This is a genomic window from Burkholderia humptydooensis (genome assembly GCF_001513745.1).
Classification (GTDB): Bacteria; Pseudomonadota; Gammaproteobacteria; order Burkholderiales; family Burkholderiaceae; genus Burkholderia; species Burkholderia humptydooensis.
In genome coordinates this window covers 1,861,797-1,875,437 of record NZ_CP013380.1, presented here as the reverse complement: position 1 = coordinate 1,875,437, position 13,641 = coordinate 1,861,797, and the positions used below count along the sequence as shown (strand labels likewise).

Here is a 13,641-nt window from a genome sequence, read left to right as displayed (position 1 = left end):
GGCGCCCGGCGCCGCACGCGGGCGCGAGCCGCGCGCGGAACCGGGCGTTCCCGGAACATCCGACCCACACGGCCGGACGGCATGCGCCGCCCGGCCGAATGGCTCAGCCCATATGCAAGCCGCCGTTCAGCGAAAAATCGGCGCCCGTCGCGAAGCCGGACTCTTCCGACGCGAGCCACGCGACGATCGAGCCGATCTCGTCGGGCGAGCCGAGACGGCGCACCGGAATCGTCGCGACGATCTTCTCGAGCACGTCCGGACGGATCGCCTTCACCATGTCCGTGCCGATGTAGCCCGGCGACACCGTGTTGACCGTCACGCCCTTCGTCGCGACCTCCTGTGCGAGCGACATCGTGAAGCCGTGAATGCCCGCCTTCGCGGTCGAGTAGTTGGTCTGGCCGAACTGCCCTTTCTGGCCGTTCACCGACGAAATATTGATGATGCGCCCCCAGCCGCGCTCGACCATGCCGTCGATCACCTGCTTCGTGACGTTGAAGAGGCTCGTCAGGTTCGTGTCGATCACGGCCGTCCAGTCTTCGCGCGTCATCTTGCGGAACACGACGTCGCGCGTGATGCCCGCGTTGTTGACGAGCACGTCGATCTCGCCGATCTCGGCCTTCACCTTGTCGAACGCCTGCTTCGTCGAATCCCAGTCGCCGACGTTGCCTTCGGATGCGTAGAAATCGAAGCCGAGCGCCTTCTGGTTCTCGAGCCATTTCACGCGGCGCGGCGAATTCGGGCCGCAGCCCGCGACCACCCGGAAGCCGTCCTTGTGCAGGCGCTGGCAGATGCTCGTACCGATGCCGCCCATGCCGCCCGTTACGTAAGCAATTCGCTGAGACATAACCATCACTCCATTATCGTTTTGAGAAGCGCCGAGCGGCAACCTCTCCGTCGCCTGCATGCCGATCCGCCCGTTCGCCGGGCCGCGCGCCCGTCGGCGCGGCCGGCTCGGGTGCCTCCTGATTGGCGTTACGGGCGCTCGAGCGCGAGCGCGACGCCCATCCCGCCGCCGATGCAAAGCGACGCGAGGCCGCGTTTCGCATCGCGCTTGCGCATTTCGTGCAGCAGCGTGACGAGAATCCGGCAGCCCGACGCGCCGATCGGATGGCCGATCGCGATCGCGCCGCCGTTCACGTTGACCTTCGACGTGTCCCAGCCCATCTGCTTGTGGACCGCGAGCGCCTGCGCGGCGAACGCCTCGTTGATCTCCATCAGGTCGAGGTCGCCGACCGACCAGCCCGCGCGCTCGAGACAGCGGCGCGACGCCGGAACGGGGCCCATGCCCATCACGCTCGGATCGACGCCCGCGTTCGCGTAAGCCTTGATCCGCGCGAGCGGCTCGAGGCCGAGCGCCTCGGCCTTCTTCGCCGACATCACGAGCACCGCGGCCGCGCCGTCGTTGATGCCGGACGCGTTCGCGGCCGTCACCGTGCCGTCCTTCGCGAACGCGGGTTTCAGGCCCGCGAGCGCCTCGGCCGTCACGCCGTGACGCACGAACTCGTCGGTCGCGAAGCGAAGCGGCTCGCCCTTTCGCTGCGGGATCTCGATCGGCACGATCTCGTCGTCGAAGCGGCCCGCCTTCTGCGCGGCTTCCGCCTTGTTCTGCGACAGCGCCGCGAACTGGTCCTGCTCTTCGCGCGTGATCCCGTATTCCTTCGCGACGTTCTCCGCGGTGACACCCATGTGGTACTTGTTGTAGACGTCCCAAAGGCCGTCGACGATCATGCTGTCGACGAGCTTCGCGTCGCCCATCCGGAAGCCGTCGCGCGAGCCCGGCAGCACGTGCGGCGCGGCGCTCATGTTCTCCTGACCGCCCGCGACGACGATCTCCGCGTCGCCCGCGACGATCGCGTTCGCGGCGAGCATCACGGCCTTCAGGCCGGAGCCGCACACCTTGTTGATCGTCATGCCCGGCACGGCGTTCGGCAGCCCCGCCGCGATCAGCGCCTGACGTGCCGGGTTCTGGCCCGAGCCCGCCGTCAGCACCTGGCCCAGAATCACTTCGCTGATCTGCTCAGGCTTCACGCCCGCACGCGCGAGCACCGCGCGGATCACGGTCGCGCCGAGCTCGGGCGCGGCGACCTTCGCGAGCGAGCCGCCGAACTTGCCGACCGCGGTGCGCGCGGCCGATACGATCACTACGTCAGTCATTTCACTATCCTCCGAACGAACGCGGCACGGCGCGCCGCGAACCGCCCTGTTAAAAATCGGTGGCGACGCAAAGCGTGCTCCGCCTTCCGTCGTTCGTCAATCGCGTCGCATCACATACCGGCCGGGCGCGGGCTCGATCACCGGGAAGTGCGCGGAGCCGGGCTGCGTGCGCGGCTTCACCTTCTTGCCGCCGTACTGATCGAGCCACTCGATCCACACCGGCCACCAACTGCCCGGATGCTCGACGGCCGCGTCGAGCCAGTCGTTCGCCGATTCCGGCAGCGCCTTTGCATCCGCGTCGTAGCTCCAGTAGCTGCGCTTGTTCTTCGCGGGCGGGTTGATCACGCCCGCGATGTGGCCCGACGCGCCGAGCACGAACTTCAGCGGCCCCGTCAGCAGCGACGTCGATTCGTACGCGGTCTGCCACGGCACGATGTGATCCTCCCGCGAGCCGTAGATGAACGTCGGCACGTCGATCCGCGACAGATCGACGGGCTCGCCGCACACGGTGAGCGCATCCGGCTCGCGCAGCTTGTTCTCGAGATAGGTGTTCCGCAGATACCACGCGTACATCGGGCCCGGCAGGCTCGTCGAATCGCCGTTCCAGTACAGCAGATCGAACGGCGCGGGCGTGCGGCCCTTCAGGTAGTTGTCGACGACGTAGTTCCACACGAGATCGTTCGGACGCAGAAACGAAAACGTGTTCGCGAACTCGACGCCGCGCATCAAGCCCGCCGGCGCGCCGTTCTTGCCGCCGATGGTCTGCTCGCGCATCTGCACGTGCGCTTCGTCGACGAACACGTCGAGAATGCCCGTGTCGGAGAAGTCGAGCATCGCGGTGAGGAGCGTCATCGACGCGGCCGGGTGCTCGCCGCGCGCGGCGAGCACCGCGAGCGCCGTCGCAAGCATCGTGCCGCCGACGCAGAAGCCGAGCGTGTTGATCTGCTCGCGCCCGCTCACCTGCTGGACGACGTCGATCGCGGCGAGCAGGCCCTCGTCCATGTAGTCGTCCCATGTCTTGTGCGCGACCGATGCATCGGCATTGCGCCACGACACGAGGAACACCTGATGGCCGCACGACAGCGCGTGCGCGACGAGCGAGTTCTCGGGCTGCAGATCGAGGATGTAGAACTTGTTGATGCACGGCGGCACGATGAGCAGCGGCCGCTCGAAGACGGTCGGCGTCGTCGGCTTGTACTGGATCAACTGGATCAGATCGTTCTCGTAGACGACCGCGCCTTCCGACACCGCGAGATTCTCGCCGACGACGAACTGCGATTCGTCCGTCTGCGAGATCTTGCCGCGCTGCATGTCGGCGAGCAGGTTCATCATCCCGAGACGCAGGCTCTCGCCCTGCGTCTCGACGAGACTCTTCTGCGCCTCCGGATTGAGCGCGAGGAAGTTGCTCGGCGACGCGGCGGCCGTCCACTGCTGGACCGTGAAGCGGATTCGCTCGCGCGTCTTCGGATCGGTCTCGAGCGCGTCGGCGAGCTCCTGCAGATAGCGTGCGTTCAGCAGATACCAGGCGGCCGCGAATCCGTGCGCGGGCGAAGCCTTCCACGCATCCGAGCTGAAGCGCCGATCCTTCAGTTCAGGAACGGTCGGCGTCGCGACGTTCGCCTGCTGGATCAGCGCGATGCACTCGCGCGAGTAATCGGCCTGAAGCTTCTGCAGCCGCGCGGGCGGCACCGACGCGACGGGCGCGAGCCCGGCGGGCGACGCGGCCGCGCCGGACCAGTCCGGCATCGGCGGCATCTTCGGCATCGCGAACGAAAACGGCAGAGGCGTCTGGAACGCCGCGAACGGCGACTGCGCGGGTACGCCGCCCGCGGCCGCCCGGGCCGGTTCCGCGAAGCTGCGCCATGCGTCGAGCCAGGACTCGAACAACTGTTGCATGGGCTGGGCCGCCGATCCGGCTGTGTTGCGGCCCTGGGGAGTATCCGTGTGAGAGGACGTCGACGATTTTTTCGATGCTGTCATACCTGCCTTAACGGTGGTTCCTCGGTGTTTCCTCGGTATTGCCTGCGGGGTCCCTGGAAATCCTGCTCGAGCCGCATGAAGTCGACCACCCACTGCGCGCCCCGTCCGGCCGGGCGTCGTGTTCCGGAGCGCTTCTCCAGATTCTGCCGCAGTGCAGTAGTTTTATCATTATCGTTTTCCCCATGTGATCCGTCACCTCCGACAACACATGCTTCGACAACCGGAATGATTGTTGCGGGACGCGCCGCGCGACGCGCGGCGGGGATGTCCGGCCCCGTTCGGCCGGCGAGAGTCTAAGCGATCTCGATGACAACCATCGCACGGTGCGGCGCAGCAATCCGCGCGCCGCGGCGCGGCAGGAACAGCGCCGGCATGCCGTCGCGGCCGGTCGCCACGACGCCGCTCGCAACCGGCGGCCGTCAGTCGGCGAGCCAGATCATCGCGGCCATCCGGCCCGTCACGCGATCGCGGCGATACGAATAGAAGCGCTCGCGCTCGGTCACCGTGCACGCGGTGCCGCCGCTCACGCGCGCGACGCCGGCACGCGCGAGGCGCAGCCGCGCGAGCGCGTAGAGATCCGCCAGATACTTGCCGGGCGCGTCCGCGCGCGGCGCGAATGCGCGTTCCGTCGCCGCGTAATCGGCGAGCGGCGCCGCATCGAGAAAGGCCGAGCGCACGTCGGCGCCGACTTCGAACGCGGTCGGCCCGATCGCCGGGCCGAGGTACGCGTGCAGGCTGCCGGCGCCGGCGCCCGCCAGCGCCGCGACGCGCTCGGCCGTCTTCTCGACGATGCCCGCGACGAGGCCGCGCCAGCCCGCATGCGCGGCGCCGACCGCGCGGCCCGCTTCGTCGCACAGCAGCACCGGCAGGCAGTCGGCGACCATCACGACGCAGACGGCGCCCGGCGTCGCCGCGACGCTCGCATCCGCGCGCACGACGCCGCCCTCGCCCGCATCCGCCGCGCTTGCGGCGAGCACGTCCTCCGCGCGCACGACATCCGTGCCGTGGACCTGCTCGAGCCACGCGGCGCGCGGCTGGCCCGTCAACGCGAGCAGCCGCGCGCGATTCGCATCGACATGCGCAGGATCGTCGCCGGTGTGCCGGCCGAGGTTCATCCCGCCCGCGACCTCGCCGCCCTGACCGCCCCGGCCACCCCAGCCGCTCCACCCGCCATAAGGCGGCTCGCTCACGCCGCCGTTGCGCGTCGAGACGAGCGCGCGCACGCGCGGCGGCGCATGCCAGTCGGGTTGCACGCAATCGGCCAGCGTCAGGGGTCGCAACGTCGTCATCGGCAGTCAGTCCTCATCGTCGTCGGCATACGGGATGCCTTCATCGTAACCGTCGTCATAGACCGCGTCGTCGTCGCCGAATTCCGCATCGTCCGCGCCGAAGCCGAGTGCCTCGACGAGCGCCGCGAGATCGGCCGGCAGCGGCGCGCGCCATTGCATCGTCCGGCCGGTCGCCGGATGAACGAGGCCGAGCCGCCATGCGTGCAGCGCCTGCCGCGCAAAGCCGCCCGGCAGCGGCGTGACCGAGCGCTTGCCGCGCGCGCGGCCGTACACCGGATCGCCGAGCAGCGGATGCCCGACGTGCGCGCAGTGCACGCGGATCTGGTGCGTGCGCCCGGTTTCGAGATCGCAATGGATCGCCGACACCGGCTGACGCTCCCACAGCGTCGTGTCGACCGCGCGGAAATGCGTGCGCGCAGGCTTGCCCGCCGCGCCCGTGACGACCGCCATGCGCGTGCGTTCGCGCGGATCGCGGCCGATCGGCGCGTCGATCGTGCCCTTGTCGGGCATCTGCCCCCACACGAGCGCGAAATAGCGGCGCTTCACCGTGCGCGCCTGCAATTGACGGATCAGATCCGTCTGCGCGGCGAGCGTGCGGGCGACGACCATCAGGCCCGACGTCTCCTTGTCGAGCCGATGCACGATGCCCGCGCGCGGCAGGCCGGCCGCGTCGGCATAGCGGTGCAGCAGGCCGTTGAGCAGCGTGCCGCTCCAGTTGCCGGCCGCCGGGTGAACGACGAGGCCGGCCGGCTTGTCGACGACGACGATCGCTTCGTCCTCGTAGACGATCGAAAGCGGCACCGGCTCCGGCGTGAACGCGAGTTGCTCGGGCAACAGATCCGGCAGCAGTTCGATCGTCGCGCCGAGCGGCACGGGCTGCCGGATCTTCGCGGGCGCGCCGTCGACGCGCACGCGGTCCGACTCGATCCACTGCTGCAGACGGCTGCGCGAGAACTCGGGGAACAACTGCGCGAGCGCCTTGTCGAGGCGCTCGCCCGCGAGCGCGGGCGGCACGCCGACGACGCGCGGCGCATCGGCGCCGGCATCGGCGCCCGCCGGCGCGACGAGCGCGTCGCTCGTCAGATCGTCGTCGAGCGAATCGCCGGCAGAAGCGTCGGCGGGGCTGGCGCTTGGGCTATAATCGTCGCGGTTTGACTTGCCCGCACGGGCATTCAACGAACTTGAACGGGTCATTTAAACTGGGTCACTTGAGACTTGAAGCTAGGACAATGCGAGCCCTTTTCACCATGATGCATTCGACCAAACGCGTCGCAAAACCTGCGGCCGCCTGGGCCGCGCTGGCGGCGGCCGCGGTGCTCGTCGCGGGTTGCCACGGCTTGCCGCAGAAGAGCGACGAGACGGCAACCTGGTCGAACAACAAATTATACTCAGAGGCTCAGGATGCATTGACGGGCGGCGACTGGGGCAAGTGCGCGAAATATTTCGAGGCGCTGCAGGGGCGCGACCCGTTCGGCCACTTCGCGCAGCAGGCTCAGATCAACGTCGCCTACTGCAACTGGAAGGACAACGAAACGGCCTCCGCCGACCAGGCGGTCGACCGCTTCATCCAGCTCCACCCGGATCACCCGGATGTCGCGTACGCGTACTACCTGAAGGGGATGATCCACTTCAACGACGACCTCGGTCTCTTCGGCCGCTTCTCCGGCCAGGACATGAGCGAGCGCGATCCGCAGGCGCTGCGCGAATCGTATGACGCGTTCAAGGTCGTCGTCGACCGCTATCCGAAGAGCAAGTACGCGCCCGATGCGGCCGCGCGGATGCGCTACATCGTCAACGCGCTCGCGTCGCACGAAGTGCACGCGGCCGACTACTACTACCGGCGCGGCGCTTATGTCGCGGCGATCAACCGCGCGCAGCTCGCGATCAAGGAATACAAGAACGCGCCGGCGATCGAGGACGCGCTGCACATTATGACGCTGTCGTACGCGAAGCTGAATCAGCCGCAGCTCGCCGACGACACGAAACGCGTGCTCGCGTCGACGTTCCCGGACAGCCCGTACGTCACGGGCCATGCGCGGCCGGGTGCGAAGAAATCGTGGTGGCAGTTCTGAGTTGAGCATCGCGCGTCGCGCTTCGTGCGCGACCGGCGCATAAAAGAAAAACCCGGCCTGGTCGAGCCGGGTTTTTCTTTTTGCGCGCCTGCCCCTGCCGCGCAGGCTCAACGATTACCGCGCGCTCAAGCCTGCTCGGCTTCGCGCCGCTCGGCGAAGAACTCGCGCACGACGTCGATCTCGCGCGTTCGCTTGAAGGGCGGCAGGCTCTGCCAGATACGACGGCCATATGGCTTGTCGACGAGGCGCGTGTCGCAGATCATCAGCACGCCGCGGTCCGTCTCCGCGCGAATCAGCCGCCCCGCGCCCTGCTTCAGCGTGATGACGGCCTGCGGCAACTGATGGACGGCGAACGGGCTCAACCCCTTCTTCGTCAGCGCATCGAGCCGCGCGGCGAGCACCGGATCGTCGGGCGGCGCGAACGGCAGCTTGTCGATCACGACGAGCGACAGCGCGTCGCCGCGCACGTCGACGCCTTCCCAGAAGCTCTGGCTGCCGACGAGAATCGCATTGCCGTATGCGCGGAACCGGTCGAGCAGCTCAGTGCGGCTCGCATCGCCCTGCACGAGGAGCGGCGTGTTCCAGCCGCGCGCCTCGATCGTCTCGCGCAACTTCATGGCGATCCGGTCGACCGCGCGCAGCGTCGTGCACAGCACGAACACGCCGCCGCCCGACGCCTCGATCGCCGGCAGCGCGGCGTCGAACACCGCGTCGGTGAACGCGGGCGACGACGGCTGCGGCAGGTTCCGCGGCACGTACAGGAGCCCTTGCGTCTGATAGTCGAACGGGCTCGGCAGCGTCATCGAGCGGCGCGAATTGAGCCCCATCTGCGCCGCGTAGTGCGTGAAATCGCCGCGCACCGATAGCGTCGCCGACGTGAAGATCCACGCGCGCGGCACGCCCGCGCGCTGCTTCGCGAAGATCGGCGCGACGGACAACGGCGTTTCGTGCAACTGGACCGTGTGCGCGAACACCTCGACCCAGCGCACTTTCTCGTTCGGATCGTCGCGCTCGCCCGCTTCCGCAGCGGCCTTCGCATCGGCCGCATCGTCTTTCGCACCGGGCGCAACCCAGCCCGCGAGCAACTCCTGCAGCTCGCGCGCGCGGCGCTGGCAGGCGGCGATCGATTCGGCCCGCTCCGCCTGCCCCGCGAGCGCCGTCGACAGCGCGTCGAGCGCCGAATCGACCGCATCGAGCGCGCCGAAAAGCGGATGGCCGTCGCCCAGTTGCGCGAGCGACATCCGGACGATCCCGTCGTCGGCGAACGCGAGCCGCACGTCGCGCGCCGCACGCTCCAGCGCGCCGCCGAGCTTCACCCATTCGACCGCATCGCGCGCATGCGCGAGACCCTCGACCACCGCATCGCGCGCGAGCTCGAGCAGTTGCGTCGTCGACAGCGTCTCGCCGAAAAAGAGCGTCGCGGTCTCGGGCAACTGATGCGCCTCGTCGAAGACGATCGTGTTCGCGCTCGGCAGCAATTCGGCCATCCCGGTGTCGCGCAGCATGATGTCGGCGAAGAACAGGTGATGATTGACGACGACGATGTCCGCCTGCTGCGCCTCGCGGCGCGCCTGCATCACGAAGCAGTCCTTGTAATGCGGGCATTCCTGGCCGAGGCAGTTGTCGCGCGTCGACGTGACCATCGACCACACGGGCGACGTCTCCGGCACGCTCGCGAGCTCGGCCTTGTCGCCGCTCTTCGTGATCTTCGCGAAGCGGATGATGTCCTGCAGGTACGCGGTGTCCTGTCGCGACGGCAAGCGGCCGTTGTCGGCCGTGCGTTGCAGATAGTAATGACACAGGTAATTCGCGCGCCCCTTGAGCATCGCGACCGTCACGGGCACCGCGAGCGCGTTGCGCACCGTCGGGATGTCGCGCTGGAACAGTTGATCCTGCAGGTGCTTCGTGCCCGTCGACACGATCACCTTGCCTCCCCAGAGCATCGCCGGGACGAGGTACGCATATGTCTTGCCGGTGCCGGTGCCGGCTTCGACGATCAACGTGTTGTCGCCGTTGTCGGCGCCTTCGTCGCCGGACGACGTGGCGTGCGCATCGTCACGGCCGGCGGATGCGCCGTCTTGCAGGCGCCGCGCGGGGCGCTTGCGCGCCTCGAAGATCTCGGGCTCCGGCATCAGCTTGCCCGATGCTTCCATCGCGGCGGCAACGGCGCGCGCCATGTCGATCTGCGACGCGCGCGGGCGGTAGTTGTCGAGCGCGCGCGCGAACAGGCCGCCGTCGCCGAAGATGGCGTCGAGCTCGACGATGCGCTTCACGCTCGGCGTGTACGCGCCCGCGGCGGCAACGGCGCTGCCGCCGGACGTGCGGGAGCGCGCGGCGGACGAATCGTCGCGCCGCGCGTCGGGAGTGGCATCAAGCGGTGAATTCAAGGCAAGCGGTTCCTAATATCATCCGGCGCCTGCCGCGGCGCCGGCGCTTGCCAGGCCGCGCGTCAAGCGCGCTTATCCGGTTCGAGCTGCGATTGCAGCATGATGATCTTGTCTTTGGCCAGCAGCTTTTCCTTCTTCAGCCGGTGCAGCGCCAGGTCGTCGATGTCGGAGCGTCCCTCTTTCTGCTCGATCTCGCGGGCAAGCTGCTGGTGCAGCTCCTGCAAAGACACCAGTCGGTTGTACAGTTCCTGTTGCGTTTCCGCCGAACGGGTTTGCATACTTGCCTCCTCATTGAATCGGCATGCCGACCGAGCCGCCTGCATGCCCGAGATTGCCTTGCGAAACCACCACCCAACGCTGCCGCGTGTATCCCTGCTGCTAACCGTTACTGCTGCTGTTGCTTCTGCTTCGCCTTCTCGGCGGCCTGCCGCCGGCGTTCGTCGACGTCCGCCTTGTGCTGCGCCGCGTCACGCTGCTTCTGTTCGTAGCGCCCTGCGTTCTCCGCGCGCTGCTGCGCATCCTTCGCCGCCTGCGCGTGCGCCGCGTCGAGCTTGCGCTGGAACTCGGCCTGCTTCGCGTCATACGCCTGCTGGTTCGCCGCGCGTTGCGGCGCCTGCGCGTCGCGCTGCGCGCGCTTGAGCGCGTTTTCCTGCTGCTTGCCTTCGTACGCGGCCGCGTTCGCCTGTTCGTTCGCCGCGCGCTGCGGCGCCTGCGCCTGCCGCTCGGCTTCCTTCAGCGCGAGTTGCCGGTCCCGCTCCTGCGCGCGCACCGCCCGTTGCTCGTCGTCGAGCGCGAGCTGCTCCTGGCTGACGCTCGCGCGCTCGGCCCGCATCGTCTCGCGCGCCTTGTTCAGGCAGTGATTGACGAAAAACGTGCTGTAGCAATCGTGCTGGGCCACCGCATAACGATAATCGTTTTCCGACGCGCGTTGATTGAGCACTTTTTGACGCGCGTCGAAATTCGCCTGCGCGCCGAACGTGCCCGCATCGGATGCGGCGGCGGCAGGCGCCGCGACGGCGGATGCGGACGTCTGCGCGATGCCGGCGACGGGCGCGCAGAAGAGCGTCGCCGCAAGCGCAGCGGCGAACGCGAGAGCGGAAAATCGGGAGGTTGGCAACGTCGTAGGAAAGCTGCGGATCATGGGGCGAATTCTAACACCCGCGGCTAGACCCTTTCGCATTTATGGCAAAATGCCCCGCTCCATTCACCCGCCCGGGCCGACTCGAGGGCGCAGCCGGCCGGACCGGGCGATTTCTGCAGGCAGTAGACGCACATCACGACATGACGGAAACCGTAGCACTCAAGATCGTACAGCGCATCGCCGACGAACTGTCGGTCCAGCCCCGGCAAGTCGCCGCGGCAGTGCAACTCCTCGACGAAGGCTCCACCGTTCCGTTCATCGCCCGCTACCGGAAGGAAGTCACGGGCAACCTGGACGACACGCAGTTGCGCCAGCTCGAAGAGCGCCTGCTGTATCTGCGCGAGCTAGAGGAACGCCGCGCGACGATCATCGCGAGCATCGACGAGCAGGGCAAGCTGACGGACGAACTGCGCGCGGCGATCGACGCGGCCGACAGCAAGCAGACGCTCGAGGATCTGTACCTGCCGTACAAGCCGAAGCGCCGCACGCGCGCGCAGATCGCCCGGGAAGCCGGGCTCGAGCCGCTCGCGCAGGCGCTCCTCGCGAATCCGCTCCTCGATCCGCAAACGGAGGCCGCCGCCTACGTGAACGCGGACAAGGGCGTCGCCGACGTGAAGGCGGCGCTCGACGGCGCACGCGACATCCTGTCCGAGCAATTCGGCGAGACGGCCGAGCTGCTCGGCAAGCTGCGCGACTACCTGTTCGAGCGCGGCGTCGTGTCGTCGGCCGTCGTCGACGGCAAGGAAGGCGAGGAAGGCGAGAAATTCCGCGACTACTACGACTACTCGGAAACGCTCAAGACCGTGCCGTCGCACCGCGCGCTCGCGCTGTTCCGCGGCCGCAACGCCGGCGTGCTGACCGTGAAGCTCGGCCTCGGCGAGGAGCTCGACGCGCAGGTGCCGCATCCGGGCGAGGCGACGATCGCGCGCCATTTCGGGATCGCGAACCAGAACCGGCCCGCCGACAAGTGGCTGTCCGACGTATGCCGGTGGTGCTGGCGCGTGAAGGTGCAGCCGCACATCGAGACCGAGCTGCTCACGCACCTGCGCGAGACGGCCGAGCATGAAGCGATCCGCGTGTTCGCGCGCAACCTGAAGGACCTGCTGCTCGCCGCGCCCGCGGGCCCGAAGGCCGTGATCGGTCTCGACCCCGGCCTGCGCACGGGCGTGAAGGTTGCCGTCGTCGATCGCACGGGCAAGGTGCTCGCGACCGACACGATCTATCCGCACGAGCCGCGCCGCGACTGGGACGGCTCGATCGCAAAGCTCGCGCGCCTCGCCGCGCACACGCAGGCGGAGCTCGTCAGCATCGGCAACGGCACCGCGTCGCGCGAAACCGACAAGCTCGCGAGCGAGCTGATCGCACGGCATCCCGAGCTCAAGCTGCAGAAGATCGTCGTGTCGGAGGCGGGCGCGTCCGTCTACTCGGCGTCGGAGCTCGCCGCGAAGGAATTCCCCGAGCTCGACGTGTCGCTGCGCGGCGCCGTATCGATCGCGCGCCGGCTGCAGGACCCGCTCGCCGAACTCGTGAAGATCGAGCCGAAGGCGATCGGCGTCGGCCAGTATCAGCACGACGTGAACCAGCGCGAGCTCGCGCGGTCGCTCGACGCGGTCGTCGAGGACTGCGTGAACGCGGTCGGCGTCGACGCGAACACCGCATCGGCCGCCCTCCTCGCACGCGTGTCGGGCCTGAACCCGACGCTCGCGCGCAACATCGTCGACTACCGCGACGCAAACGGCCCGTTCCCGTCGCGCGAGCATCTGCGCCGCGTGCCGCGCCTCGGCGACAAGACGTTCGAGCAGGCGGCGGGCTTCCTGCGCATCAATGGCGGCGAAAATCCGCTCGACCGCTCGTCGGTGCACCCGGAGGCGTACCCCGTCGTCGAGCGGATGCTCGCGAAGATCAGCAAGCGCATTGACGACGTGCTCGGCAACCGCGACGCGCTCGCGGGCCTGTCGCCCGCCGAATTCGTCGACGAACGCTTCGGATTGCCGACCGTGCGCGACATCCTGTCCGAGCTCGAGAAGCCCGGCCGCGATCCGCGGCCCGAATTCAAGACCGCGACGTTCCGCGAAGGTGTCGAGAAAGTATCGGATCTCGCGCCGGGGATGGTGCTGGAAGGCGTGGTGACGAACGTTGCGGCGTTCGGCGCGTTCGTCGACATCGGCGTGCATCAGGACGGGCTCGTCCATGTGTCCGCGATGTCGACGAAATTCATCAAGGATCCTCACGAAGTCGTGAAGGCGGGCCAGGTCGTCAAGGTGAAGGTGCTCGACGTCGACGTGAAGCGCCAGCGGATTTCGCTGACGATGCGGCTCGACGACGACGCGGCGCCGAGCGCGGCCGGCAATCGCGGCGGCGCGGAGCGCGGCGGCGCGAGGCCGCAGCGCTCGCGCGAGCCGGAGCCGGCGGGCGCGATGGCCGCTGCGTTCGCGAAGCTCAAGCAGCCGCGTTGAGCGCGACGCGCCAGTCACAAAAAAGCCCGCTTCGAAGCGGGCTTTTTTGTGACTGGCGACGTCTGGATCGACGGGGGCGATTCGGCATCTCCGCCCGATAGCGCTGGCATCGATTCCTGTCGCGCGAAAGCGGTGGAACGCGCCGCACGTCGACAACGAACG

10 protein-coding genes are annotated in these 13,641 nt (G+C 68.3%); 2 read left to right on the top strand and 8 right to left on the bottom strand.

Translation table 11 applies throughout. The annotated features are described in order from the left end of the window. Positions 1-103: 103 nt before the first annotated feature. From AQ610_RS08610 to AQ610_RS08590, 5 genes are all read right to left on the bottom strand, one after another. Positions 104-844 carry a 3-ketoacyl-ACP reductase gene (locus tag AQ610_RS08610; RefSeq protein WP_009912154.1) on the bottom strand — a complete coding sequence of 247 codons (741 nt, stop codon included), beginning with the start codon at positions 842-844 and terminating at the stop codon, positions 104-106. Positions 845-972: 128 nt separating this feature from the next. Then, positions 973-2,154: an acetyl-CoA C-acetyltransferase gene (locus AQ610_RS08605; RefSeq protein WP_006026942.1), complete on the bottom strand. Its 1,182-nt coding sequence runs from the start codon at positions 2,152-2,154 to the stop codon at positions 973-975. A 96-nt stretch (positions 2,155-2,250) separates the two neighbouring features. After that, positions 2,251-4,050, bottom strand: a complete 1,800-nt coding sequence (gene phaC / locus AQ610_RS08600; protein ID WP_006026943.1) for a class I poly(R)-hydroxyalkanoic acid synthase — start codon at positions 4,048-4,050, stop codon at positions 2,251-2,253. A gap of 503 nt (positions 4,051-4,553) precedes the next feature. Next, entirely contained in the window at positions 4,554-5,423 is an 870-nt protein-coding gene (gene pgeF / locus AQ610_RS08595) for a peptidoglycan editing factor PgeF (RefSeq protein ID WP_043282637.1), read from the bottom strand. A 6-nt stretch (positions 5,424-5,429) separates the two neighbouring features. After that, positions 5,430-6,617 carry an RluA family pseudouridine synthase gene (locus AQ610_RS08590; RefSeq protein ID WP_043282638.1) on the bottom strand — a complete coding sequence of 396 codons (1,188 nt, stop codon included), beginning with the start codon at positions 6,615-6,617 and terminating at the stop codon, positions 5,430-5,432. Positions 6,618-6,670: 53 nt separating this feature from the next. Between AQ610_RS08590 and AQ610_RS08585 the strand changes: the two genes are divergently transcribed. Continuing rightward, positions 6,671-7,495: an outer membrane protein assembly factor BamD gene (locus AQ610_RS08585; protein WP_006026946.1), complete on the top strand. Its 825-nt coding sequence runs from the start codon at positions 6,671-6,673 to the stop codon at positions 7,493-7,495. Positions 7,496-7,620: 125 nt separating this feature from the next. On the opposite strand, the gene yoaA is transcribed toward AQ610_RS08585, so the two are convergent. The 3 genes from yoaA to AQ610_RS08570 all read right to left on the bottom strand — a co-directional run bounded on the left by yoaA (position 7,621) and on the right by AQ610_RS08570 (position 11,023). Next, positions 7,621-9,882, bottom strand: a complete 2,262-nt coding sequence (yoaA, locus tag AQ610_RS08580) for a DNA repair helicase YoaA (RefSeq protein ID WP_006026947.1) — start codon at positions 9,880-9,882, stop codon at positions 7,621-7,623. A 62-nt stretch (positions 9,883-9,944) separates the two neighbouring features. Further along, entirely contained in the window at positions 9,945-10,160 is a 216-nt protein-coding gene (locus AQ610_RS08575) for an HP1242/YdcH family protein (RefSeq protein ID WP_006026948.1), read from the bottom strand. Positions 10,161-10,267: 107 nt separating this feature from the next. Then, positions 10,268-11,023 carry a hypothetical protein gene (locus AQ610_RS08570; protein WP_006026949.1) on the bottom strand — a complete coding sequence of 252 codons (756 nt, stop codon included), beginning with the start codon at positions 11,021-11,023 and terminating at the stop codon, positions 10,268-10,270. Positions 11,024-11,163: 140 nt separating this feature from the next. Here AQ610_RS08570 and AQ610_RS08565 point away from each other — a divergent pair, with 140 nt between their 5' ends. Then, positions 11,164-13,479, top strand: a complete 2,316-nt coding sequence (locus AQ610_RS08565) for a Tex family protein (RefSeq protein WP_006026950.1) — start codon at positions 11,164-11,166, stop codon at positions 13,477-13,479. Positions 13,480-13,641: the final 162 nt, after the last annotated feature.